This is a genomic window from Aeromonas sp. QDB56 (assembly GCF_027705505.1).
Lineage (GTDB): Bacteria > Pseudomonadota > Gammaproteobacteria > Enterobacterales > Aeromonadaceae > Aeromonas > Aeromonas caviae.
This window is the reverse complement of record NZ_JAPDBZ010000015.1, coordinates 22623-47354: the sequence shown is the minus strand read 5'-3', so window position 1 is coordinate 47354 and position 24732 is coordinate 22623. Positions and strand designations below refer to the sequence as shown.

The 24732-nt window shown below is 60.5% G+C and carries 23 protein-coding genes and 3 pseudogenes; 9 read left to right on the top strand and 17 right to left on the bottom strand.

Going from position 1 to position 24732, the window contains the following annotated elements; all coding sequences use genetic code 11:
* Positions 1 to 174: pseudogene (locus OKB81_RS04310) on the top strand (ISAs1 family transposase); the annotation flags it as partial.
* Positions 175 to 585: 411 nt separating this feature from the next.
* Here the strand turns inward: OKB81_RS04310 and OKB81_RS04305 are convergent.
* A complete protein-coding gene (locus OKB81_RS04305) occupies positions 586 to 1203 on the bottom strand; it encodes a c-type cytochrome (RefSeq protein WP_160837004.1) in 618 nt (205 codons plus the stop codon).
* 143 nt (positions 1204 to 1346) lie between these two features.
* Between OKB81_RS04305 and yihA the strand changes: the two genes are divergently transcribed.
* A complete protein-coding gene (gene yihA / locus OKB81_RS04300; protein WP_119197051.1) occupies positions 1347 to 2000 on the top strand; it encodes a ribosome biogenesis GTP-binding protein YihA/YsxC in 654 nt (217 codons plus the stop codon).
* A 980-nt stretch (positions 2001 to 2980) separates the two neighbouring features.
* Here yihA and aroE read toward each other — a convergent pair.
* The 8 genes and pseudogenes from aroE to OKB81_RS04260 all read right to left on the bottom strand — a co-directional run.
* Positions 2981 to 3802 (bottom strand): shikimate dehydrogenase, encoded by an 822-nt coding sequence (aroE, locus tag OKB81_RS04295; RefSeq protein ID WP_041214090.1) that lies wholly within the window; start codon positions 3800 to 3802, stop codon positions 2981 to 2983.
* A gap of 102 nt (positions 3803 to 3904) precedes the next feature.
* A complete protein-coding gene (gene hemF, locus OKB81_RS04290) occupies positions 3905 to 4813 on the bottom strand; it encodes an oxygen-dependent coproporphyrinogen oxidase (RefSeq protein ID WP_160837006.1) in 909 nt (302 codons plus the stop codon).
* Positions 4814 to 4913: 100 nt separating this feature from the next.
* On the bottom strand, positions 4914 to 5474 hold the full coding sequence (locus tag OKB81_RS04285; RefSeq protein WP_160837008.1) for a Sua5/YciO/YrdC/YwlC family protein: 561 nt from the start codon (positions 5472 to 5474) through the stop codon (positions 4914 to 4916).
* A 278-nt stretch (positions 5475 to 5752) separates the two neighbouring features.
* A complete protein-coding gene (locus OKB81_RS04280) occupies positions 5753 to 6310 on the bottom strand; it encodes a DNA topoisomerase family protein (protein WP_270805132.1) in 558 nt (185 codons plus the stop codon).
* Between the two features lie 55 nt (positions 6311 to 6365).
* On the bottom strand, positions 6366 to 6839 hold the full coding sequence (locus OKB81_RS04275; protein ID WP_010672510.1) for a DUF494 family protein: 474 nt from the start codon (positions 6837 to 6839) through the stop codon (positions 6366 to 6368).
* Positions 6832 to 7947: a DNA-processing protein DprA gene (gene dprA, locus OKB81_RS04270; protein WP_069652934.1), complete on the bottom strand. Its 1116-nt coding sequence runs from the start codon at positions 7945 to 7947 to the stop codon at positions 6832 to 6834. Before dprA ends, OKB81_RS04275 begins: the two co-directional genes overlap by 8 nt.
* 1 nt (position 7948) lies before the next feature.
* Positions 7949 to 8701, bottom strand: a pseudogene (locus OKB81_RS04265) (LysM peptidoglycan-binding domain-containing protein); the annotation flags it as partial.
* A gap of 219 nt (positions 8702 to 8920) precedes the next feature.
* Positions 8921 to 9256, bottom strand: a pseudogene (locus tag OKB81_RS04260) (LysM peptidoglycan-binding domain-containing protein); the annotation flags it as partial.
* A gap of 108 nt (positions 9257 to 9364) precedes the next feature.
* On the opposite strand from OKB81_RS04260, the gene def reads away from it, so the two are divergent.
* The 5 genes from def (at position 9365) to OKB81_RS04235 (ending at position 15174) form a co-directional block, all read left to right on the top strand.
* On the top strand, positions 9365 to 9877 hold the full coding sequence (gene def / locus OKB81_RS04255; RefSeq protein WP_010672507.1) for a peptide deformylase: 513 nt from the start codon (positions 9365 to 9367) through the stop codon (positions 9875 to 9877).
* A gap of 12 nt (positions 9878 to 9889) precedes the next feature.
* Positions 9890 to 10834, top strand: a complete 945-nt coding sequence (fmt, locus tag OKB81_RS04250; protein ID WP_270805131.1) for a methionyl-tRNA formyltransferase — start codon at positions 9890 to 9892, stop codon at positions 10832 to 10834.
* A gap of 60 nt (positions 10835 to 10894) precedes the next feature.
* Positions 10895 to 12187: a 16S rRNA (cytosine(967)-C(5))-methyltransferase RsmB gene (rsmB, locus tag OKB81_RS04245; protein WP_010672505.1), complete on the top strand. Its 1293-nt coding sequence runs from the start codon at positions 10895 to 10897 to the stop codon at positions 12185 to 12187.
* 74 nt (positions 12188 to 12261) lie between these two features.
* The gene (trkA, locus tag OKB81_RS04240; RefSeq protein ID WP_010672504.1) at positions 12262 to 13638 is read left to right on the top strand and encodes a Trk system potassium transporter TrkA; all 1377 of its coding nucleotides are present in this window, start codon (positions 12262 to 12264) and stop codon (positions 13636 to 13638) included.
* A 93-nt stretch (positions 13639 to 13731) separates the two neighbouring features.
* The gene (locus OKB81_RS04235) at positions 13732 to 15174 is read left to right on the top strand and encodes a TrkH family potassium uptake protein (RefSeq protein WP_160837012.1); all 1443 of its coding nucleotides are present in this window, start codon (positions 13732 to 13734) and stop codon (positions 15172 to 15174) included.
* 82 nt (positions 15175 to 15256) lie between these two features.
* Here OKB81_RS04235 and rmuC read toward each other — a convergent pair whose 3' ends face one another.
* Both rmuC and OKB81_RS04225 read right to left on the bottom strand, forming a co-directional pair.
* Positions 15257 to 16588, bottom strand: a complete 1332-nt coding sequence (gene rmuC / locus OKB81_RS04230; protein ID WP_160837014.1) for a DNA recombination protein RmuC — start codon at positions 16586 to 16588, stop codon at positions 15257 to 15259.
* Positions 16585 to 16800 (bottom strand): hypothetical protein, encoded by a 216-nt coding sequence (locus tag OKB81_RS04225; protein ID WP_010672501.1) that lies wholly within the window; start codon positions 16798 to 16800, stop codon positions 16585 to 16587. Before OKB81_RS04225 ends, rmuC begins: the two co-directional genes overlap by 4 nt.
* 137 nt (positions 16801 to 16937) lie before the next feature.
* Between OKB81_RS04225 and OKB81_RS04220 the strand changes: the two genes are divergently transcribed.
* Positions 16938 to 17450: a ferredoxin-type protein NapF gene (locus tag OKB81_RS04220; RefSeq protein WP_041214095.1), complete on the top strand. Its 513-nt coding sequence runs from the start codon at positions 16938 to 16940 to the stop codon at positions 17448 to 17450.
* A gap of 52 nt (positions 17451 to 17502) precedes the next feature.
* On the opposite strand, the gene OKB81_RS04215 is transcribed toward OKB81_RS04220, so the two are convergent.
* The 6 genes from OKB81_RS04215 to OKB81_RS04190 all read right to left on the bottom strand — a co-directional run bounded on the left by OKB81_RS04215 (position 17503) and on the right by OKB81_RS04190 (position 23991).
* Complete coding sequence (locus tag OKB81_RS04215) at positions 17503 to 17955, bottom strand: Rrf2 family transcriptional regulator (protein ID WP_010672499.1); 453 nt, start codon at positions 17953 to 17955, stop codon at positions 17503 to 17505.
* 275 nt (positions 17956 to 18230) lie between these two features.
* Positions 18231 to 19070, bottom strand: coding sequence for a PfkB family carbohydrate kinase (locus tag OKB81_RS04210; RefSeq protein WP_041212154.1), 840 nt, complete (start codon positions 19068 to 19070; stop codon positions 18231 to 18233).
* Between the two features lie 60 nt (positions 19071 to 19130).
* Positions 19131 to 20102, bottom strand: coding sequence for a LysR substrate-binding domain-containing protein (locus tag OKB81_RS04205; protein WP_043153557.1), 972 nt, complete (start codon positions 20100 to 20102; stop codon positions 19131 to 19133).
* Positions 20103 to 20255: 153 nt separating this feature from the next.
* Positions 20256 to 20984, bottom strand: a complete 729-nt coding sequence (locus tag OKB81_RS04200; RefSeq protein WP_043153559.1) for a glutamine amidotransferase-related protein — start codon at positions 20982 to 20984, stop codon at positions 20256 to 20258.
* An 83-nt stretch (positions 20985 to 21067) separates the two neighbouring features.
* Positions 21068 to 22564 (bottom strand): CoA-acylating methylmalonate-semialdehyde dehydrogenase, encoded by a 1497-nt coding sequence (locus OKB81_RS04195; protein WP_160837016.1) that lies wholly within the window; start codon positions 22562 to 22564, stop codon positions 21068 to 21070.
* 98 nt (positions 22565 to 22662) lie between these two features.
* Positions 22663 to 23991 (bottom strand): aspartate aminotransferase family protein, encoded by a 1329-nt coding sequence (locus OKB81_RS04190; protein WP_045522440.1) that lies wholly within the window; start codon positions 23989 to 23991, stop codon positions 22663 to 22665.
* 171 nt (positions 23992 to 24162) lie between these two features.
* Between OKB81_RS04190 and OKB81_RS04185 the strand changes: the two genes are divergently transcribed.
* Positions 24163 to 24705 carry a cupin domain-containing protein gene (locus tag OKB81_RS04185; protein WP_010672493.1) on the top strand — a complete coding sequence of 181 codons (543 nt, stop codon included), beginning with the start codon at positions 24163 to 24165 and terminating at the stop codon, positions 24703 to 24705.
* The last annotated feature ends 27 nt before the right edge of the window (positions 24706 to 24732 follow it).

Sequence of the window (24732 nt, the reverse complement as noted above, 5' to 3'; positions counted from 1 at the left end):
AACGAGGATGCATCAAGGATAGCGATGGAGGATGCAGTCGAGAATATGGCGCTATTTAGACGGTTTGTTCTGAACATAGTAAAACAGAGTGATTGCGGCGCACCGAGCCAGAGAAACAAGCTAAAAAAAGCAAGCTGGGATGACAATTATCGGGCACAACTATTCTTTGGTTAAATAACCAACAAAGTATGCTCCCGCCCTGGTTCATCCCTGGCGGTCACCATCCTGGCTTTTTGCATCTATTGCTCATCGCATGCTCCGAGCCGACATCCTGTCAAACCGAAGACGGGTCTTGCACCCTCTCTCCGGCCAATCCTGATTGCCTACTGTAACTTCTTCGCCGGATGACTCAATCAACCAAAGCACATTTCGAACTGGTACAAAGTGATGTTCTATTTCTTAATTCATTGAAAAATAAAACATAAAAAAATATACGTGAGCAATCTTTCAGACACGACCAGCCCCGTATATAGAAGATCTCTTACAGCAAAGCAGGCTGTTTACGGGCGATCGCTACAACCTCAAAAAAGAACAGGGAACACAATGGTTCCCTGTTCTTTTCAACAAGATAACTAACAGGCTATATCAGTGAAGCCCCGCCACATACTTGGAGAGCGCCTCGATGTCCTGATCCGTCAGCTTCTTGGCCACATCCCGCATCATGCCATTGGGATCGTTGTCGCGGGCCGCCGAACGAAAAGCGGTGAGCTGGGCCTTGATATAGGCGGGATGCTGCCCTGACAGGCTGGGATACTTCGCTTGCTCGACGCCGGAACCCCGTGGGCCATGACAGGCGGTACAGGCGGCCAGGCCTCGCTCCATGTCTCCCCCCATATAAAGCGCCTTGCCTGCGGCAACCACATCATCGGGCACGGCAACCGGCGTCACCTTCTGGCTGGAGAAATAGGCGGCAAGATCGTCCATATCCTGCTCGGACAACGGCAACGCCATGGGTCCCATGACGGGCGCAACCCGACCAGTTTGGCCAGAAGCTGCAGCCTTCAGTTCAACTAATTGTTTTTTGATATATGATGCGTGCTGACCAGCAATCTTGGGATACATGTCGACTGGGCTGTTGCCGTCCGGTCCATGACAGGCCGCACAGACGGCAGCCTTGGTTTGTCCCGCAGCGGCATCGCCCTTGGCTTGTGCCATCCCAGTTACGCCAACCATCAGAGCAAGTGTAATGACTAGGTTCTTCATGGCGTTCCAACTTTCTCGTTATTAGGCTTCCAGATCCCATGCCGCTGAAGGCATGTTAAAATAAACGCGTTCAAGCGACGCCATTTTACACTATTTCACAAAAAAGTAACTCTATAACCCTCTATCTCTATGGGGAATTTACGTTGGATACACAAACTCTGAATTTCAATAAGGTGCATTTTGTGACCAGCGCACCCGACATCCGCCACCTGCCAAATGATGGGGGTGTCGAGATTGCGTTTGCCGGTCGTTCCAACGCTGGCAAATCGTCTGCATTGAATACCTTGACCAAACACAAGAACCTGGCGCGTACCAGTAAGACCCCTGGCCGTACTCAGCTGATCAACCTGTTTGAGCTGGAGCCGGGCAAACGCCTGGTTGACTTGCCTGGCTATGGATATGCCCAGGTTCCGCTGGAAATGAAGCTCAAGTGGCAAAAGTCACTGGCTGAATACCTGCAGCGACGGGAGTCCCTGAAAGGGCTGGTGATCCTGATGGACATCCGCCATCCGCTCAAGGAAACCGACATGAACATGCTGGAATGGAGTTCACACCGTAAACTGCCGGTGATGCTGTTACTGACCAAGGCGGACAAGTTAAGCCCGGGGCCCCGCAACAACCAGGTGATCAAGGTTCGTCAGGCGGTGGCAGAACTGGGCCCGCAGATCCAGGTTGAAGCATTCTCTTCTCTGACCAATATCGGCGTCGAGAAGCTGGCCCAGACCCTAAGCGGCTGGTATCTATCCGAAGCAGACAACGCCCAGGCAGACGACGAAGATCATCAGAACGAGGAGTAAACGACTCCTCTCCCTGGCTGCAATTGGCGGAGTTGGACCTCCGCTGATTGAAAGGCTTTCATGATCCCCCCATCTCCGAGCCCTTCCTCCCCGCCTTCGCCATCTCTGAAGAATAACCTCAAAAAATATATTTAAATCATACTGATAGCCTATTTCGACGCGAAAAGAATTAACTAATCATCAACATGATACCGTTTTCATGGATATCGAGTAAAAAATCAAAATTGAAGGCTGTAACAAACGAAACTGAAATTTAATTACACGATGAGCCAATATAGGGATAAAAATGAGGCCGGTCTTGCCATTGCAAACCGGCCTGAAGAAAAGAGTTCAAAAATTTGGGAAAAAGCGAGTTCTCGAGAACAAAGACGATTGGTTTTCCTCAAGAAACGCCTTCATTCTAACAAAGAACGGCAACAATTAAAGCATTTACTCTAAATGTTACTCATAAAAAAACGCCCCGACGATGACTCATCGGGGCTGCTATTCAGCCACATTCAATTACGTGAAATAAAAGGTCTGAAAGATAGAACATCTTACCTCTGTACCCTACGCCGACAACTGTACAGCAAAGCAGCAGAAAGTGAAAGTAATTTATGTAATTTAGTTTCAAAGATAGGGAAGAAAAAAAATATTCATAATTTTCATGCAGATAAAAAAATCCCCAGTACGAATACCGGGGAGTTATAAAGGTGACTAGCTAGCACTTCCTCAACTATCCAGTTAGTCAGCAGTCCGTTACAGAAGTTCCGCTGCTTTGAGAAAAAACTCAAAAAAATTCTGCGAGTGACGGCAAAGTAAAAGTAACTTATTGTTATGCAATGGTTTTATAAAAATGGCACCTGTTCTGCCACACACCCACCGCAGAACGACCGTTTCACATCACACGTGCCGTGCCGCATCACGAGGGAGCCCTTATCCAGAGATGCAGAATCTCTACATCAGACCTGCCGACAGCCCAATAGAACGCGCAAGCTGGTTCACACGACGCCCAGATTGCGCTGTAACTCTCTCAATACCTGCTTGGTGCCGGGCCGGATCCCTCGCCATACGGTAAAGGCCTCAGCAGCCTGCTCGACCAGCATGCCCAATCCATCCATGGTATGGCGCGCGCCATGTTGTTTGGCCCAGCCGATGAAGGCTGTGTCCGTTGCGCCATACATCATGTCGTAGATCGCGATGTCCGGGTGGATGAGGGTTGGCGCCAAAGGTGGCAACTCTCCTTGCAGACTCGCTGAGGTGGAATTGATGATGAGATCGAACGGCCCCACCAGCTGTTCATAGGATTGAGCAGTGATGCTGCCCAGATCCCTGAACTCCACAGCCAGCTGTTCCGCCTTGGCATGGGTACGGTTGACCACGACGATCTCGCCCGGCGCTTCCGCCAGCAGGGGGGCCAGGGCACCACGAGCTGCGCCACCGGCCCCCAGAAGCAGGATCCTGCTACCGGCAAGGTTCACTCCGTGAGCCTTGAGATCGGCGACCAGCCCGGCGCCGTCGGTATTGTCACCCAGCAGCACACCATCATCAGTCAGTTTGATGGTGTTGACCGCTCCCGCCCGCTTGGCCCTGGGGCTCAGCCGCTCCACCAGCACGAAGGCTTGCTCCTTGAAAGGCACGGTCACGTTGCACCCCTTCCCTCCTTCGGCGAAGAAGTGGTTCAGAGCGCTGGCAAACTCATCGACAGCAGGTTCTGCCAGACCATACTCCAGCTCTTGCTGGGTCTGCCTGGCAAAAAGGGTATGAATGAAGGGAGATTTGCTGTGGCGCACGGGGTGGCCAAAAACCAGATAACGATCCATCAAGGCGTTCCTTTTGAGAGCAATATCCCGATTTAACGGGTTTTCTCATGAAGGAACAAGCCGAATATCGGCAATGAGAAGAGGCCATCATGGCCCCTCTGGTCACAACCACTCGCGCGGTTTGAGGTAGTCGCTATAGAGCAATGCCTCCGGGCTGCCAGCCTCCGGCTGCCAGTCGTACTCCCAGCGCGCCAGCGGCGGCATCGACATCAGGATGGATTCGGTGCGCCCCCCCGTCTGCAGTCCGAACAGGGTCCCGCGGTCGTAGACCAGATTGAACTCCACGTAGCGGCCACGGCGATAAAGCTGGAACGCCCGTTCCCGCTCCCCATAAGCAAGCTCCTTGCGTCGCTCGACAATCGGCAAGTAGGCCGCCAGGTAACCCTCACCCACTGCACGCATGAAGGCAAAGCAGTCGGCAAAGGGCCAGCGGTTCAGGTCATCGAAGAAAAGACCACCCACCCCGCGCGTCTCGCCCCGATGCTTGAGGAAGAAGTAACGATCGCACCAGGATTTGAACTCGGGATAAATGTCGGTGCCGAACGGCTGACAGAGCTCATGGGAGACCTGGTGCCAATGCCTCACGTCCTCTTCGAACGGATAGAAGGGCGTCAGGTCGAAGCCGCCACCAAACCACCAGATCGGCTCCTCCCCCTCTTTCTCGGCGATGAAGAACCGCACATTCGCATGGCTGGTCGGTACATAGGGATTATACGGGTGGATCACCAGCGACACCCCCATGGCCTCAAACCTGCGGCCAGCCAGTTCGGGACGATGTGCGGTCGCGGATGCCGGCATGGCATCGCCATAGACATGGGAGAAGTTGACCCCACCTTGCTCGATCACCGCCCCCTGGCGCAGCACCCGTGTTCTACCGCCACCACCACCTTCGCGACTCCAGGCATCTTCCACAAAGCGCCCGCATCCATCGGCCTGCTCCAGGCCACGGCAGATATCATCCTGCAATTGCAGCAGGAAGGCTTTTACCTGGGCCACATCCGGTTTGCTCATTTTATCTCCTGTCAGACAGGCATCATGCATGCACTGCCTGCACTTCTCGTATTGTCATGACCTCATCGCACAACCTGCATGAAACAGGGCCGTGCCCAACTCAGGATGGGCGAATAATGGCCCCGGTGCGGGCGTCCTTGATTTCGGACGGGTTAGCTTGCCCCCCGACTTCGCCGGGCAGAATGTAAGCCAGCTGGCTTGCCAGCAGATCGCCAATATCAGCCACCCGACGAGCGGGTTCATCACCGGTTAGATTGGCACTGGTGGACACCAGCGGTTTGCCAAATGCCCGGCAAAGCCCTTGCACCTGGGGATGGCCTGTGACCCGCACCGCCAGGGTCTCGAACTGACCGGTCAACCAGGACGGCGTCGTCGCGCGAGCGGGCATGATCCAGGTGAAGGGACCAGGCCAGCTCGCCTGCACGCGAGCAAGCTGCTCATCGCTGAGCTGGCTCAGGTCGATGTAGTCCTGCAATTGCGCCAGATCTGCCGCGATCAGGATCAATCCCTTCTCCACCGGCCGCTGCTTGATGGCCAGCAGCCGCTGCACGGCGGCTTCGGAATCAGGATCACACCCCAGACCAAACACGGCTTCGGTGGCATAGGCGATAACCCCTTCTCCTTGAAGGGCGGCAACCGCTTGTTCAAATTCATTTGGCATAAGCACATGCGACAGCCACGCTGCCGCCTCTCATCACTGGATTGTATGTTGAACCGACATGACGGCATCGGGGCCATCACTGCTGCGATATGGGCTATATCCCTGCTCCTCTTCAGTCATGCATTTCGGTTCAGACGCTTGAGTGCATCAGTGAACCGAGCAACCGCAGGGAGCTTGAGATGGCGATCAGGTCAGGATCAGGGCAAGTTGGGCGATGTGCATCGGCTCACAACCTCACGCTGACCAGCAATCCGCCTGCCTGATCATGGGCGGCGAGATTATACCCGCTCAATCTGGTGGGAGCATTTCTTTTGCGGGCAGACCCAGCGCAGGTTTCCCCGCACCTTCTTCTCGATCATGATGCCCCAGCCACACTCGGGACAGGGCATGGGAACCGGCTTGTCATTCACCACATACTTGCAGTGAGGATAGGCGTCACACGAGTAGAACTGTTTGCCATAACGGGACGTGCGGCTCACCAGATGACCTTTGCCACACTCCGGGCAGAGGATTTGGGTATCGTCACTCTCCTGAAGGGATTCGATATGCTGACAGGCCGGGTACTGGGTACATCCCACAAACAGACCGTAACGACCCTTCTTGATGGCCAGTGGATGGTCACAATCCGGACAGGACGACCCCTCGAGCACTTTCTCTATGTCGCGGCCAGAGGGCGTGAGGGAGCGAATGTAATCGCAAGCGGGATAGGCTGAACAACCAAGGAAGGGACCGTGCTTGCCCTGGCGGATCACCAGTTCAGCACCACACTGCGGGCACGGCTCGCGCTCGAAGGCATGTTCGTGGGCAGAGAAGAGGTGGTGATCGATCTTTGACATGGGCCGCGCCTTGAAATCCAGATGGCCTGAATTCTACCAGCGCGGCACCGGGCTGTCAGTGGATGACGCCGTCCGACTCGTCAAACACCAGCTCTTCCATCTGCTGGTAGGCGTTTTCGCTGCCTGGCACATTGAACAGCACCATCATGACGACCCACTTCAGATCGTCCAGCTCGATGTCCGGCTTGTCCAGCTCGAGCAACCGTTCGATGCAGATTTCACGGGTTTCGGCATTCAGCACTTGCGCCTGCTCCAGGAACAGCAGGAAACCGCGACATTCAGTACTGAGGCGAACAAGCTCCTGCGGCGCATAGATCCGCATAGAGCCCTGCTGGCTTGCGGTGACATAGACTTCCCGCTCGCTGTCGTGCAGGTTGGCCAGTCGCTCCAGCCAGTTGAGCGCTTTCTCGATCTCGTCCTTGTCGAAACCGGCCCGGCTCAGTTCGTCGGTGAGTTCATCCTGCTCGACCATCACATCTGCATCGCTGTGGATGTAGGTCTCGAAAAGGTACATCAATACATCAAACATGATTCGCCCTCCTCGCTCTGACGTATCCACCGGCTACCGCCATCACTGCACCAACCAGCTCCAGCTCTACCAACCTGCCCAGTACGATATCGACAGGAAGCCGGGCCCGTTCGGCAACGGTATCCACGCTCGTGGTCTCATAATCTACGTTATCCAACAAATCGGCATAAGGCAATTCGCTATTATGCTGCGCCTCGGAAGAACCGTTGGCGGGTCCAGGGGGCAAGACCAGCCTTGGAAACTCTTCCAGGATATCGGCGGCATTCAAGACCAGCTTGGCACCCTGTTGAAGCAGACGGTTGCACCCTGCTGCCTGTGCATTTTGCGGAGCGCCGGGAACGGCAAAGACCTCGCGGCCCTGCTCCAGCGCATAACGGGCCGTGATGAGCGAACCACTCTGTTCTGCCGCTTCCACCACCAGTGTCCCCAGCGACAGGCCACTGATGATACGGTTGCGGCGAGGGAAGTGTTCAGCCAGGGGGCCTTGCTGGGGCGCCAACTCGGAAACAAGCAGACCTTCCTGCTCGAGGATCTGCATCGCCAACCCCTGATGACGCTTGGGGTAGAGACAATCCAGACCGGACCCGAGCACCGCCAGGGTGATTCCGCCCGATGCCAGCGCCTGCTGATGGCAAACGCCATCGATGCCCAACGCGAGGCCGGAGGTGATCGCCAGACCACAGCCCACCAACTCGGCACACAAACGTGTCGCATTGTCTTTGCCGGCATAGGTGGGGTGGCGGGTACCCACCATCGCCAACTGTGGAAGGGAGAGGGATGAGACGTTCCCGCGGCAGTAGAGCAAGAGCGGGGCGCCGGGGATCTCTTTGAGCAGGGCAGGATATGCGGGGTCATCGGGACAGAGGAGGTGATTGCCGGGCTCGGCGGCCCAGCTCAATCCCTGCTCCACGACAGGAAGAGGCCATCTCATCTGCTGAATCTGGGCACTCTGCAGACCAAGAGCTCGCAGGGCGCCATCGTCTGAGTCAAACAGAGTTGTGATGTCACCACCCACATGCGCCAACAGGCGAGCGGCGGTGACCGGGCCTATGCCTGTAACGGCATCCAGCGTCAGCCATAGCGACAACCGCTCCAGTGGCAAGGACACGTCAGAAATTACTGACCTGATAACCAGAGCCGACCAGATCCTGACTCTGCAGGATAAGACCGTAACTCAATTTGTCGTAGACCTTGAACAGCATGACTCTGGCAACGGCCTCGGCAGGCAGCGATGACTTGCCGGCAGAATAGAACGCCTTGTCATAGACGGATGAATATTCCCGGTATGACACCTTGCCATTCTTGTCCACCATCTCGGCTCCCGGGCGCAGGATCTCGAGCACATCGCCCGGGGCCACCTGATCACGCTCCCCCTTGTTGATGAGTACCACATCAAACTTGCCCCCACCATGTACCTTGCTCGGCAGCTCGATCACATAGCCGGGGGAAATGGAAGGTGCCGCCTTTGGCATGAACACGGCAGAGATGCTCTCCTGCGACGGCAGCGGCATCACCTTGTCGCCCTGATACACCTCACGCCGGTTATGGGTCAGCGTCACTTTGGTGGTGTCGTGGGCAAGGTACTCCTCTGCCCGCACCGTGCCGACAAAAATTGCCTCCTGACCGAGCGACTCGCCGGTATGCTTGTCCTTGTATGCCACCCCCGGGCGATAGAGGCCATAACTCTGGCCCGGGTTCAGGGCTCCTTTCACATAGAGAATGTCGCCCTCCAGCATCCCGACATGCTTGTCATTGTTGCCGAGCACATAGGGCAGGTCCTTGCTCTGCTGGCTGTTGGCCAGAATGTGGTCGGTCTGCAGGAAGGGCGCTATCTCGCTCAGAGGCAGGGTCGGTATGGGATTGCAATGCTGTTCACTTAAGAGAATTTGAGTTCCAGTCCACGTAGTATCAGGACAAAAAAGCGAGGGAGGCATGATGCCTCCCTCTTTCTATTGCAAGCCCCGCTGGATAAAGGCTGGAGGAAGATCGACTGGACACAGCCTTGCCCCCTCAACTCAAATCCAATTTATGAATAATCAGTCAAAAAAGTGCTTATCTGAACAGCATTGCGGTATGGGATTGGCCTTGTTTTCATAGCGGTTCTTGGGCGAGAGACGGATGACCTGCTTGCCACCCTGACTGGCTTTGCCGAGCCGAGGCTCACCATTGACCCAGCTCAGGTGCAGCACGTCACCGGGATAGATCCAGTGGGGATTGGCGATCTGCGGATTGATGTTCCAGAGGCGTGGCCAGAGCCAGGGTTCGGCCAGATACTGGCCCGAGATGTCCCAGAGGGTGTCCCCTTTTTGCACCACATAAGTCTCGGGGTAACCGGATTTGAGCGTCAACTGCTGTGCCATGGCGCCACCGGCCAGGGCTGTCGCCAGGCAGGCGACGACGATTTGCTTCAGATACATAACACTCCCTGTTACTTCTGCACGCAAAGTGTTGCTGTTTTTTGTCGGCGTAAATGACTAGAATTACGTCAATATTGACTGCGTTTATATGAAACTAAAGAAAAAATTATGGCCATTCTAGATGTATTGCGTTTCCCCGATGAGCGTCTGCGCACAGTCGCGGCCCCTGTCGAAGCCTTTACACCCGAGTTACAACACATTGTAGATGATATGTTCGAAACCATGTACGCGGAGGAAGGCATCGGCCTGGCCGCGACCCAGGTCGACATTCATCAGCGCATCATCGTCATCGATGTCTCCGAGAACCGCGAAGAACAGCTGGTGTTGATCAATCCGGAGATCCTGGAGCAGTCCGGCAGCACCGGCATCGAAGAGGGCTGCCTCTCCGTGCCCGGCAACCGTGCTCTGGTTCCGCGCGCCGAGTGGGTCAAGGTCAGGGCGCAAGATCGCCACGGCAACACCTTCGAGCTGGAAGCGGACGATCTGCTCGCCATCTGCATACAACATGAGATGGATCATCTGGTCGGCAAGCTGTTTGTGGATTACTTGTCCCCGCTCAAGCGCCAGCGCATTCGTCAGAAGCTGGAAAAGATGGCCCGTGAAGATCGCAAAGTCCTCTGAGGATCCGCTCCATTGAACAAGCTGAAACTGATTTTTGCCGGTACCCCCGACTTCGCCGCCCGTCATCTGGCGGCGTTGTTGTCTTCCGGCCACGAGGTCGTCGCCGTTTATACCCAGCCGGACAAGCCCGCCGGTCGCGGCCAGAAGCTCACTGCCAGCCCGGTCAAGGAGCTGGCGCTGGCCCACGATCTGCCGGTCTATCAACCTGCCTCCCTGCGCAATGAAGCGGCGCAGGCCGAACTGGCCGCTCTGGGTGCCGATCTGATGGTCGTCGTGGCTTATGGCCTCATCCTCCCCAAGGCGGTGCTCGATACGCCGCGTCTGGGTTGCATCAACGTGCACGGATCCCTGCTGCCGCGCTGGCGCGGTGCCGCCCCGATTCAACGCTCCATCTGGGCGGGGGATGCCGAAACCGGCGTCACCATCATGCAGATGGACGTGGGGCTGGACACCGGCGCCATGATCCGCAAGGTAACCTGCCCCATCGCCAGTGATGAGACCTCTGCCAGCCTCTATGACAAGCTGGCCGGTCTGGGCCCGCAGGCACTGGTCGATACCCTGGACGCCATGGCTGCCGGCGACACCGCCGCCGAGCCCCAGGACGATGCGCTGGCCAACTACGCCGAGAAGCTCTCCAAGGAAGAGGCCCGCATCGACTGGTCGATGGACGCCGTTGCCATCGAGCGCTGCATCCGTGCCTTCAACCCCTGGCCCATCAGCTGGTTCGACGTCGCCGGACAGACCGTCAAGGTGTGGCTGGCCGAAGTCCTTCCCCAGGCGCACGGCCAGGCAGCCGGCACCCTGCTCAAGGCCGACAAGCAGGGGATCGAGGTTGCCACCGGTCAGGGCGTGCTGCGCCTGCTGACCCTGCAACCTCCCGGCAAGAAGGCCATGTCCGTTTCGGATCTGCTCAACTCTCGCCGCGACTGGTTTGAACCTGGCACGCAACTGATTTGATCTGGATTGAATTGACACAAGCGGGGCCCTGGCCCCGACTTGTGCATCTAAGGTAACGCTATGAAAACACGCGCACAGGCTGCTCTCGTCATTCAACAGGTGCTGGATCAGGGCCAATCTCTCTCCGCCGTTCTGCCTGCTGCCCAGGAGAAGGTCGCCCCTCGCGATCGCGCCCTCCTGCAAGAACTCTGCTACGGCACCCTGCGCTGGCTGCCCCGCCTCGATGCGGCGGTCAGCGAGATGATGGACAAGCCACTCAAGAACAAGAGCCGCATCTTCCACTACCTCATCCTGGTCGGCCTCTACCAGCTCATCTATACCCGCATTCCGGCTCACGCCGCCGTGGCCGAGACCGTCAACGCCGTCAAGCTGCTCAAGGGTTCTTCCCTGCGCGGCCTCATCAACGGCGTACTGCGCAACTTCCAGCGCAGCGCCGAAGTGATCCTGCTGCGCATCGACCGCGTCCCCAGCGTCCGCCTCGGCCATCCCGAATGGCTCACCAAGCGCCTGCGTCAGGCCTATCCCGATGACTGGGAGTTCATCATGGAGGCCAACAACCAGCGCCCGCCCATGTGGATCCGCAACAACAGCCAGCGCCAGAGCCGCGAGGCCATGCTGGCCCGCATGAGCGAGGCGGGCATCCCGGCGATGGCCGGTGTGGAAGGGGAAGATTGCATCCTGCTGGAGCGCCCCTGCGACGTGACCAAGCTGCCCGGCTTCGAGCAGGGTGACTGCTCGGTGCAGGACGGTGCCGCCCAGCAGGCCGCCGCCCTGCTCGATCCCCAGCCGGGCGAGTGGGTGCTGGACGCCTGCGCCGCCCCCGGCGGCAAAACCGCACATTTGCTGGAGCGCCAGCCAGCCCTTGCCGGCGTGGTTGCCGTCGACGCCGACGACAACCGCCTCAAGCGGGTGCAGGAGAACCTGGATCGCATCGGCCTTCAGGCCCAAGTGATCCACGGTGATGCCAGCACGCCGGATCTGTGGTGGCCACAGGGGCAGTTCGACCGCATCCTGCTGGATGCCCCCTGCTCCGCCACCGGCGTCATCCGTCGTCACCCCGACATCAAGTGGTTGCGCCGGGATCAGGACATCCGCGAGCTGGCCGAGCTGCAACGCCGCATTCTCGATGCCCTCTGGGGCAAGCTGAAGCAGGGCGGCACCCTGCTCTACGCCACCTGCTCCGTGTTGCCGGAAGAGAACCGGGAGCAAATCCGCGCCTTCCTGGCCGATACCCCGGATGCCCGCCTGGTGCCGTTGCATGCAGAAGACACCCCGGCCTGTCCGGGTCGCCAGTTCCTGCCCGGCGAAGCGGAGATGGACGGCTTCTACTATGCCAAGCTCATCAAGCTGTAGGCCGAACCGGCGGATGGCAGGCCCGGTGACGGGCCGCCTCATTACGAAGCAACAACCTTGAGTAAGATGGCCTTATGAAAATCATCATTCTGGGCGCAGGTCAGGTGGGTGGCACCCTGGCCGAAAATCTCGCCGGCGAGAACAACGACATCACCATCGTCGACACCGACAGCGAGCGCCTGCGCGAACTGCAGGACAAATTCGACCTGCGGGTGGTGAACGGCCACGGCGCCCATCCCAGGGTGCTGCGCGAAGCCGGCGCCCAGGATGCCGACATGCTGGTCGCCGTCACCAACAGCGACGAGACCAACATGGTCGCCTGCCAGGTCGCCTACTCCCTGTTCAACACCCCGAACAAGGTGGCGCGCATTCGCTCCCCCGCCTATCTGGTGGAGCGGGATCGCCTGTTCCTGCCCGAATCCGTCCCCGTGGACCACCTGATCGCCCCCGAGCAGCTGGTGACCGACTACGTGCGTCGCCTGATCGAGTATCCGGGGGCGTTGCAGGTGGTGGATTTTGCCGACGGCAAGGTGGGCCTGGTGGCGGTCAAGGCCTATTACGGCGGCCCCTTGGTGGGCAATGCGCTCTCCACCCTGCGGGAACACATGCCCAACATCGAAACTCGGGTCGCCGCCATCTTCCGCCAGGGGCGCTCCATCCGCCCCCAGGGCACCACCATCATCGAAGCCGATGACGAGGTGTTCTTTGTGGCCGCAGCGGGCCATATCCGCGCCGTGATGTCGGAACTGCAACGCCTCGAGAGCCCCTACCGGCGCATCATGATCGTCGGCGGCGGCAACATCGGCGCCGGCCTAGCCCGCCAGCTCGAGAAGCGCTACAGCGTCAAGCTCATCGAGCGCAACCAGAAGCGGGCGGAGCAGCTCTCCGAACACCTGGAACACACCATCGTCTTCTGCGGCGATGCGGCGGATCAGGAGCTGCTGGCGGAGGAGCACATCGACCAGATCGACGTCTTCATCGCGGTGACCAACGAGGATGAGGCCAACATCATGTCGGCCCTGCTCGCCAAGAAGATGGGGGCCAAGAAGACCATGGTGCTGATCCAGCGCGGCGCCTACGTGGACCTGGTACAGGGCGGCTCCATCGACATCGCCATTTCCCCCCAGCAGGCCACCATCTCTGCCCTGCTGACCCATGTGCGCCGTGCCGACATCGCCAACGTCTACAGCCTGCGCCGCGGGGCGGCCGAAGCCATCGAGGCGATCGCCCACGGGGACGAGAACACCTCCAAGGTGGTGGGCAAGACGGTGGGCGAGCTGAAGCTGCCCCCGGGCACCACCATAGGCGCAGTGGTGCGCGGTGATGAGGTGCTGATCGCCCACGATCGCACCCAGATACAGCAGGATGACCACGTGGTGATGTTCCTGGTGGACAAGAAGTACATCCCGGAAGTGGAGCGTCTGTTCCAGCCCAGTCCCTTCTTCCTGTAAGCCGGCCATGTCTCTGGCAACGGTATCCGGACCCGGCCCCTTTTCTCAGGAAAGGTCCGGGTCTTTTTTCAATCAACGACCAGGTTATCTTGCATGATCAAGCTGCATCCCATCGTCTTCACGCTCGGGCTGGTACTCTCCAAGCTGGCGCTCTTCATGTGGCTGCCCACCCTGCTGGCCCTGCTGACCGGTTCGGAAGGTTTCGTCGAATTTCTCAAGTCGGTCTTGATCACCCACGGTGCCGCCCTGCTCTGCCTCCATTACGGTCGCAAGGCAGAGTTTCACCTCGGCGTGCGGGAGATGTTCCTGCTCACCACCTCGGTCTGGGTGGTCGCCTGCGTCTTCGGGGCCCTGCCCTTCGTCTTCATCACCCATATCGACTTTGCCGACGCCTACTTCGAGACCATGTCGGGGGTCACCACCACGGGATCCACCGTGCTGTCGGGGCTGGACGGCATGGCCCACAGCATCCTGCTGTGGCGATCCATCCTGCAGTGGCTGGGCGGGGTCGGCTTCATCGTGATGGCGGTGGCGGTGCTGCCCTACCTCAACGTCGGTGGCATGAAGCTGTTCCAGACCGAGAGCTCGGATTGGTCCGACAAGAGCGCCCCCCGCGCCAAAACGGTGGCCAACAACATAGTGCTGGTCTATCTGGTACTCTCCATGCTCTGCTTCCTCGCCTACTGGGTGAGTGGCATGAACCTGTTCGAAGCGGTCAACCACGCCATGACGACCCTCAGCACCGGCGGCTACTCCACCTCGGACCAATCCATGTCCCACTTCTCCCACGCGGCGCACTGGATAGGCACCCTCTTCATGTTCCTCGGTGGCCTGCCCTTCCTGCTCTATGTGCAGGCTCTCTCCCGCCGTGACAACAGCCTGTTCAAGGATGCCCAGGTGCAGGGCTTCTTCTGGCTGATCGTCTGGGTGACCCTGGTCGTCACCTTCTACCTCTGGGTGAGAGACATCTACGGCTTCATGGATGCCTTGCGCATCAGCAGCTTCAATATCGTCTCCGTGCTCACCACCACGGGTTTCGGACTCGGCGACTTCGGCACCTGGGGCCCGCTCACCACCATTATCTTCATCATCCTGCTGGCACTCGGCGCCTGCTCCGGCTCCACCTCGGGCGGGCTCAAGATCTTTCGGGTCCAGGTGGCCTTCGCCCTGTTCAAGAAACAGATGCGCCAGCTGATGCACCCCTCCGCCGTGTTTCCCCAGAAGTACAACGGCCGTCCGGTCAACGACGCCATCATCCGCTCCCTGATCTCCTTCGTGCTGGGCTACTTCGCCATCATCCTGCTGATCGCCGCCCTGCTCGCCGCCATCGGGCTGGACCCCCTGACCGCCATCTCGGGCTCCATCACCGCCGTCGCCAACGTGGGCCCGGGCATGGGGCCTGTCATCGGTCCCAGCACCAACTTCGCCAGTCTGCCGGATGCGGCCAAGTGGATACTGTCGTTCGGCATGCTGCTGGGACGCCTCGAGATCCTGACGGTGGCTGTGCTCTTCTTCCCCTCCTTCTGGAAGCAATAAGCAGCCGTCCAGGCTGTTGCATGAAACGAAAAGGGCAGCCAATGGCTGCCCTTTTCGTTGTCCCGGCGAATGACGACTCCCCTCAGTCCGCCGACTCCTCTCGCTCCAGCGCCCGGTCCACCAGCGCGTCCGGCAAGGGCTTGGTCACCTCGACCCCCAGCTCGCGAAAGCGCTCGGCCTGGGCGATCAGGTTGCCACGACCGTTGACCAGCCGCCCCATCGCCTTGTCGTAGCTCTCCTGCGCCTTGTGCAGGCTGCCCCCCATCTGCTGCATCTCCTCCACGAACAGCCGCAGCTTCTCGTAGAGGCGGCCGGCCCGCTCCGCTATCTGGCGCGAGTTCTGGTTCTGCCGCTCGTAGCGCCACAGGTTCTCTATGGTGCGCAGGGCCACCATCAGGTTGGTGGGGCTCACCAGCAGGATGTTGTGTTCCAGCCCGTAGCGCACCAGGGAAGGGTCTGCTTCCAGGGCAGCGAGGAAGGCAGGCTCTACCGCCACGAACATCAGCACATAGTCCAGGGTGCGCACCCCGGGCAACTGCTGGTAATCCTTGCGGCCCAGCTCGCGGATATGGTTGCGCACCGAGGCGACGTGCTCCTTGAGCGCCACCGCCTTCTCCAGATCGTCAGCGGCGTTGTACCAGCGCTCATAGGCGGTCAGCGACACCTTGGCGTCGATGATGATGTCCTTTTCCTGGGGCAGGTGGACGATGACGTCGGGCTGGTAGCGCTTGCCCTTGTCCACCTCGATGTTGACCTGGGTGTGGTACTCATGCCCCTCGCGCAGGCCGCACTCGGAGAGGATCCGCGCCAGCACCACCTCCCCCCAGTTGCCCTGCTGCTTGCTGTCGCCCTTGAGGGCCCGGGTCAGCGCCGCCGCCTCTTCGGTCATGCGGGCGTTGAGCTCGGCAAGGCGCTCCAGCTCGAACTTGAGGTTGTGGCGTTGGGCCGTCTCCTGGGCGTGGGTCTCTCCCACCTGGCGGCGAAAGCCCTCCAACTGCTCCTTGAGTGGAGTCAGCAGGAGATCCATGCTGTTCTGATTCAGTTCGCGGAAGTTGCCGGCATTTTGTTCAAAGATACGATTGGCGAGGTTCTCGAACTGTTGGCTGAGGCGCTGTTCAGCCTCTTGTTGCAGTTGCAGCTTCTCGGCGCTGGCGATGCGTTCGCTGCGCAGGGTCGCCTCGGCTTCCTTGAGACGGGCGGTGAGCTTGAGCAATAGGGTCTGCTGCTGATCCAGCTTCTGCTGAGCCAGCATCTTCTCGTCCTGCAGCGCGTCCCAGCGATCCTGCAACCCCTGATAACGCTCCTCCAGCAGCAGCGCCTCTTCACGGCCGCTGCGCCGCCCCCACCACCAGCCAAACAGCAGTGCCAGCCCGCCAGCCAGCATGGCAGGCCACCAGGTCAGCAGCGGGGTCATCGGCGCCCCCGCTGGCGCAGGAAGAGTTCGAGATAGCGGTTGAGCAGCAACCAGATCAGCACATAGAGCAGGTAGGCCGCCAGCACCACCCACTTGTGGCTGTTGACCCCGGTATCCAGTTCACTGAACTCGATACCCTTGAGATGGCAGTAGGCCCACATCAGCAGGGGGAAGACATAGAGCAGAGAAGCACGCCACAGAAATAGCCACATGAGTTCATTCAATCCCGCAAAAAGACCCGCCTAGCTTACACAAGGGCAACCCGGCTTGCGATCCTGCCCGCCGCTATTCTCTGGCTTGCCGGCCCAAAACTGGATAAAATTAACCCCTAATAGGTATAGAGGTGGGCATGACGCATTTTTTCTGTCGCTGGCTGGCACACGCATGGGGGAGCCCCCGCAGACCCGAGGTGGTCTGCCATGAGGCACGCCCGCCCTGGGCCATCGACGAGTCCCAGTTCCTCACCCTCTGCACCCGTTGTGGCGACTGCTTCAAGGCGTGTCCCAACGGCCTCATCAAGCCCGCCGATCGCCCCGAATATGACGGCAGCCCCATCGCCGGTACCCCAGTGCTGGATCTCGCCTGTGGCCAGTGCAGCTATTGCGGCAGCTGCGCCAGAGCCTGCCCCACGGGCGCACTGGATCTCTGCCTCGGCCGTCAGGTGCAGACCCGGGTCAGGATAGAGGCGAGCTGCCAGGCCCGTCAGGGCTACTACTGCCTGCTGTGTGAAGATGCCTGCCCCCAGCAGGCGATCAAGGTCGGCAACGAGGGAGTAACCGTCAACATGGCCGCCTGCGATGGCTGCGGCGCTTGCGGCCTCGCCTGTCTGCACGGAGCCATCACCCTTGTGCCCCAGCTCTGACCGCCGGCAATGACAGAGGGGCCCGCAGGCCCCTCTGTCATTCACCGTGGCATCATGCCATGGTCAGAATATTATCCTGCTCTATGCCGAGAAGGTGGCACAGACGAGTGGGATCCCGCACCGCATCCGCCAAAGTGTACTCCCCCAGTACCTCCAGGAAGGCGTGCATGGCGCGGCGCAGAATGCCCTGGATGCGGCAGCCCCCGGAGAGACGGCAGTTTTCGCGCTTGCAGTCCACCGGGCAGAGCACGTGCTCCATGTCCATCACCACATCGCGCAGGTTGATGGAGACGGCGGCACGGCCGAGGCGGATGCCCCCATGCTTGCCACGCACCGTCTCGATGTAACCCTTGATGCCGAGCTGATGCACTATCTTGACCACGTGATTGCGGGAGATGGCGAAGGTGTCGGCCACTTCCGTGATGGTCGACAGGCGATCACCGGGCTGGATGGCCAGGAAGGTCAGGGTACGCAGGGCGTAGTCGGTAAATCGTGTCAGTTGCATGGTCGCACTTGCCTCTTACTACAAGCCAGAAATCAGGACGACAGCCGGTGGCCAAAGAGGGGGTCTGCACATGCGTGTGCACGGGATGGGCTTCTTCGACCGAGTCGTGAAGTCACAAGGGTAAGAGCAGCCCGGGCGGGTGTCGACGAAGATGTACATAAATCGACACTTTCTTTGATTGATCGCAAACTTGCCGCCTCAGCGAGGGGTTTTGGCGGTTTCCGTCGACAAACCCCCACCTCCTCTGCCATCGCCGGAGCCGTTGTCCGGCGAGTTCAGTGGGGCTGTTTCAGCCAGTTGCGCAGCGCCTGGGAGGGGATGGAGCTCTCGGAGGCCACCGCGAAGGCGCCCCAGTCCACGGCGCACTGCAACGCATCGGCCATGGCCATACCCCGCGCAAGACCGTGGATGAGGCCGCCCGCGAAGGCATCCCCCGCCCCCGTGGTATCCACCACGGAGACTGGTCGCGCCGCCACTCTGACCTGCTCCTCCCCGTGAATGGCCACGGCGCCCGCCTTGCCCTCGGTCAGCACCAGCCATTCCAGCTGCTCCCCCGCGAGCTGGCGGGCATGCTGCCAGGGGTCGCTCACCTCGCCGAGATCGGAGCGGGAGGCCACCAGCACGTGGCAGGGGCGGCGGGCCTGCCCCCCCTTGGGATACTGGGCCACCACGAAACTCTTGGCGAGCATCTGGCGCATGTAGCCCACGATGGCGGTGCCCGGATAGTTCACATAGAGGCAGTCCACCCCTTCGGTCGGCAGATCCCCCGGCAGATCCGGACGACGTGGGCGCCTGAGGATGGTGCGCTCACCGGTGGCGTCCACCAGCACCAGCAGCTCGCCGGTCTCGCCGCCAAAGCGTTCCACATGGCTGCAATCCAGGCCGTATGAGGCCGCCTGCTCCAGCAGCCAGTCACCGGTGTCGTCCAGCCCGACCCGGGAGGCGATGATCACCTCGTGCCCCGCCCACACCAATCCGATGCCGGTATTGGCGGCGCCGCCGCCGAGCCTGCGCCCCTGATCCACGTATTGCAGCCGCGCCCCCGCCACCAGGGGTTCGGCCAGGGAGAGCACATGATCACAGTTGAGATTGGCGAGCAGCAGGATGCGGGACATGGAAACCTCGGCGGGAGGAGGCCGGCACCCCGGGGTGCCGGCACAGAAACGGAAGCGGGATCAGTAGACGGGCAGCTCCACCCCTGACAGCAGCTCGTCGATGCGCGCCTGGGTCGGCTGCTGCATCACGTTCTGGATCATCTCCTTGGTGAGATGGGGGGAGAAAGAGCTGATGAAGTCATACATGTAGTTCTGCAAGAGGATGCTCTTGCTGAAGCAGATCTGGGCCGGGCAGGGCTCGAACAGGTGCTCCAGATTGATGGCCACGAGGCCGGGGGCATCGCTATCGTTGGCCACCAGGGAGGAGATGATGCCGATGCCAAAGCCCAGCTCCACGTAGCGCTTGATGACGCCGGCATCCATCACCGTCATGTAGTAGTTGGGAGTGAGGCCGGCCGCCTGGAACACCCTGTCCTGCACCTGACGCCCGGTGGCGCCGCTCTCGTAGCTCAGGATGGGATACTGGCAGAGCTGCTCCAGGGTCGGCTTCTTCACCTTGGCCAGGGGGTGCTCCTGGGGCACCACCAGGGAGAGGGTCCAGAGGTAGGCGGGCAGCGCGATCAGCTCCTTGTCGAAGCCTATCTCGTGGGCCACGATGGAAAAATCCGAGTATCCCTTGCTGATCTGTTCCTTGGAGGCGGACATCACAGGATGCAGGTGGAACGAGATCTTGGGGTACTTTTTGGTGAAGTAGGTGACGCTTTTCGGCAGCAGGTAGCGGGCGATGGTGTGGGTGGTGTGGATGTTGAGGGTGCCCACGGTCGGATCCAGGTACTCCCGGGAGATGGCCTTGATCTTGCTCTCGATATTGAGCATGGCCTCGGCACACTTGATGATCTCCTCCCCCACCGGGGTGATCCGGTGCAGGTGCTTGCCGCGGCGCTCGAAGATGCGCACCCCCAGCTCGCTCTCCAGCAAGCCGATCTGCTTGCTCACCCCAGGCTGGCTGGTATAGAGCGCATCGGAGGCAACGGAGACGTTGAGATTGTGGTCCCGCACCGCGATCAGATACTTCAACTGCTGTAGTTTCAAGGTTGCCCCCTCACAGACTGACGCGGCGCTCGTCGATGGACTAGGCCGCCAAAAATGGCGGCCAGTGTATCATCCGGACTGGGCATATCGCCGCTTGATCCTTCATTTTGCTACAAAATCTAGCATCAGCGCGGTGGATATGACAAACGGGGTTCAGCGCGCGTCGGCCCCGATCGGCAGGATGCCGAGGAACTGCAGCAGCCACTGCATCATGGTGGCGGAATCCACCTCCCCTTCCAGGGAAGAGAGACTGCTCTGGTAATGTGCATCGGGCAGCCTGTCCCGTCGCCGCTCGATCAGGGCCCGGTTGTACGCCACCGAGAATTCCGGGTGCCCCTGGATGGCGACGATGTGATCCCCCTGCAGGAACATGAAGTTGGGGCAGAAGTCGTTGCCCGCAAGCAGGGTCGCCCCCGGCGGAAGCTGCTCCACCTGATCCTGGTGGCTTGCCAGGATGCGGATGGTGTCCAGACCCGGCGCCATCCAGGGTTTTGTCGTCTGCATGGCATGGACCGACACCCCCAGCCCCCACCCCTTGGTGGACTTCATCACCTCCCCTCCCAGCGCCTGGGCGATCACCTGGTGGCCGAAGCAGACCCCGGCCAGCTTGACGTTGGCATCGTGGGCCCGGCGGATCCAGTCGCGCAGCGCCAGGATCCAGGGGATGTCGCTGTAGGCATCGTGACGCGAGCCGGTAATGAGCCAGGCATCACATTCGGTCAGATCCAGGGGCAGATCGCCGTCGAGGGCGGACCAGACCCGAAATTCCAGCTCGGGGGCCAACGCCCGGAAACCCTTGATAAACATCTCGGAGTAAACGGGACCAAAATCCCCCACCAAATCGGGGTCCAGCCGGTCACAATCGAGAATACCCAGTCGCATCTGTTACTCCTTGACAGAAGCGCCCCCGCAGACCGGCGGCCTGCGGGGGCAAGAGATTAAAGCCATGGCAGCGAGCCAGCGGCTCACTTCATGGTCGGCATGGAGAACTCGGCGCCGGCGCGCAGGCTCTGGGGCCAGCGGGCGGTCACCGTCTTCATCCGGGTGTAGAAGCGCACCCCATCCGGCCCGTGCATGTTGAGCGGCCCGAAGATGGACCGTTTCCAGCCACCAAAGCTGTGAAACGCCATGGGCACCGGAATGGGAACGTTCACCCCTACCATACCGACCTGAACCCGCGTGGTGAAGTCCCTTGCGGTATCTCCGTCACCGGTGAAGATGGCGGTGCCGTTGCCATACTCGTGTTCGTTGATGAGGCGCAGGGCCGTCTCGTAGTCCGGGGCCCGCACGATGGCGAGCACGGGGCCGAAGATCTCCTCCCGGTAGATGCGCATCTCGGGGCCGACCCGATCGAACAGGCTGCCCCCGATGAAGTAGCCCTCGCCATGGCTCAGGCCCCGGCCATCCACCAGCAGCTCGGCCCCCTCGGCCACTCCCTGATCCACGTAGCCGCGCACCTTGGCCAGGTGTTCCCGGCTGATGAGGGGCCCCATCTCGTTCTCTGGACTCTGACCAAGGCCGGGGCCGACCCGCAGGGCCGCCACCAGGGGCGAGAGCTTGGCCACCAGGGCATCGGCGGTCTCGTCACCCACCACCACGGCCACCGAGATCGCCATGCAACGCTCTCCCGCCGCGCCATAGGCGGCCCCCATCAGGGCGGAAACCGCCTGATCCAGATTGGCATCCGGCATGACCACCATGTGGTTCTTGGCGCCGCCCAGGGCCTGCACACGCTTGCCGTGGGCCGAGGCGGTGGCATAGATGTACTGGGCGATCGGGGTGGAGCCGACAAACGACACGGCACCGACCCTCGGGTCGGTCAGCAGCACGTCCACCACCTCCTTGTCGCCGTTGACCACGTTGAGCACCCCGTCCGGCAGGCCCGCCTGCTTGAGCAGTTCGGCCATGCGCAGGGAGAGGGACGGATCCTTTTCCGAGGGCTTGAGGATGAAGGTGTTGCCGCAGGCCAGGGCCACCGGGAACATCCAGAGCGGCACCATGGCCGGGAAGTTGAACGGGGTGATGCCGGCGCAGACCCCCACCGGCTGCATCATGGAGTGACTGTCGACCCCGCGGCCCACGTTGAGGGAGTGCTCCCCCTTGAGCAGATGGGGAATGCCGCAGGCAAACTCCACCACCTCCAGCCCCCGGGTTAGCTCCCCCTGGGCGTCGGAGAAGACCTTGCCGTGCTCGCGGCTGATGAGCTGGGCCAGCTCATCCCTGTGCTGCTCCATCAGCTCCTTGAAGCGAAACAGCACCCGGGCCCGCACCAGCGGCGGGGTCTGGGACCACTCCCCAAAGGCGCGCTCGGCGCAGGCAATCGCCTCGGCACACTCATCGGCCGTGCTGAGAACGACGGAGCCCTGCTGCTGGCCGGTGGCCGGATTGAAGATGGCACCGAAACGCTCGCTGCGACTCTCGGTCGTCTCGCCGTCAATGAAGTTGTCGATCCTGTAACTCATAAATCCTCCGTGATGGGTCATCCGTCCTCCCCTCGCCGCGCCGGGGCAGCACAGGGGGATGACGCCCGGGACGAGCGCCATCCTGTGTGATGTGGGGGTCAGTCCTGGGCCTGCAGGGCGTCCTGCAGCAGGGTGAAGAGATCGTCGATCTGGCTGCGCTCGATGATGAGGGGCGGCGACAGGGCGATGATGTCGCCGGTCACCCGGATCAGCGCCCCCTTCTCGAAACAGCGCACGAACACCTCGTAGGCGCGCTTGCCCGGCGCATCGGGCATAGATTCGAGCTCGATGCCCGCCACCAGGCCGTAGTTGCGCACATCCTTCACGTGCTTGCAGCCCTTGAGGGAATGGGCCGCCTCCTCCCAGTAGCCCGCCAGCTCGGCCGCCCGGGTCAGCAGATTTTCGCTCCGGTAGATCTCGAGGGTCGCCAAACCCGCCGCCGCGGCCACCGGGTGGCCGGAGTAGGTGTAGCCGTGGAACAGCTCGATGGCCCCCTTGCCCGCCGCCATCATGTCGTCATAGATGTGGTTCTGTACCAGCACGGCCCCCATGGGGATGGCGCCGTTGGTGAGCCCCTTGGCACAAGTGATCATATCGGGGATGACGTCGAACTCCTGGGCGGCGAAGGGGGAGCCGAGGCGGCCGAAACCGGTGATCACCTCGTCAAAAATCAGCAGGATGCCGTGTTTGGTACAGATCTCCCGCAGCCGCTTGAGATAGCCCTTGGGGGGCATGATGACCCCGGTGCTGCCGGCGATGGGCTCGACGATGACCGCCGCGATGTTGCTGGCGTCGTGCAGAAAAACAATCTTCTCCAGTTCATCGGCCAGGGTGAGGTCTTCTGCTGGCAATCCCTTGGTGAACGCATTTTTCCCTATGTTGAGGGTGTGGGGCAGATGATCCACCCCGGTCAGCAGGGAGCCGAACCACTTGCGGTTGCCGGGAATGCCCCCCACCGAGATGCCGCCAAAACCCACCCCGTGGTAGCCGCGCTCGCGGCCGATGAGCCGGGTACGGGTCCCCTGGCCGCGAGCCCGCTGCCAGGCCAGCGCAATCTTGAGCGCGGTGTCCACGGACTCCGATCCGGAGTTGGTATAGAAGACGTGACCGAATCCCTTGGGGGCGATCTCCACCAGCCGGTTGGCCAGCTCGAACGGCAGGGGGTGGCCCATCTGGAAGGTGGGGGCAAAATCGAGGTGGGAGATCTGCTGGGAGACCGCCTCGGCGATCTCGCGCCGACCATGGCCTGCGTTGCAACACCAGAGTCCGGCAGTGCCATCCAGTATCTTGCGGCCATCCTCTGAGTGATAATACATCCCCTCTGCCGACTTCAGGATGCGCGGCGCCGCCTTGAACTGCTGGTTGGCGGTGAACGGCATCCAGAATGCGGACATGTCGGGGGTATTGATGTCGCTGACAGGTTTCATGGTCACCTCATCCTTAAGGCGTTTAGTAACACCCGGCTCATGCCTATTAAATTAAACACCTGAATCCATAAAAAAGGGCTTTTATCGCCCGGCTTGGTGTCACCCCTCAGGGGTGGTATAAGATATTTAACACAATTTTAATAATAGTAAACAGTCAAGGAGTGTCTATCGATGGATATCGGTCACCGCCTCAAGGCGGTTCGCACCAAGGCGGCCCTCTCCCAGCGCGAGCTGGCAAAACGCTCCGGTGTGACCAACGGCTTTATCTCCCAGATCGAGAAAAATCAGGTGAGCCCCTCGGTGGCCTCCCTGCGCAAGGTGCTGGAAGGCATCCCCATGTCATTGGCCAGCTTCTTCACCGACGAGACGGAGATGGATTCCGAGGTGATCTTCCGTGCGGACGACATGCCGGATCTCGGCACCCACCCCATCAGCTACCGTCTGGTGGGTCACAGCCGCGCCAACCGCGCCATCGGCATGATGCAGGAGATACTGCCCCCGGGCGCCGACACCGGTGACGACATGCTTAGTCACGAAGGGGAAGAGTGCGGCATCGTCATCCGGGGTCAGGTGGAAGTCACCGTGGGCGAGCAGGTTCACCTGCTGGCACCGGGGGATGGCTACTACTTCGACAGCCGCACCCCCCACCGTTTTCGCAACGTGGGGGATCAGGAGTGCGTGCTGATCTCGGCCAACACGCCCGCCAGCTTCTGACGGGCCTTCTCCCGGAACAGCCCGCCG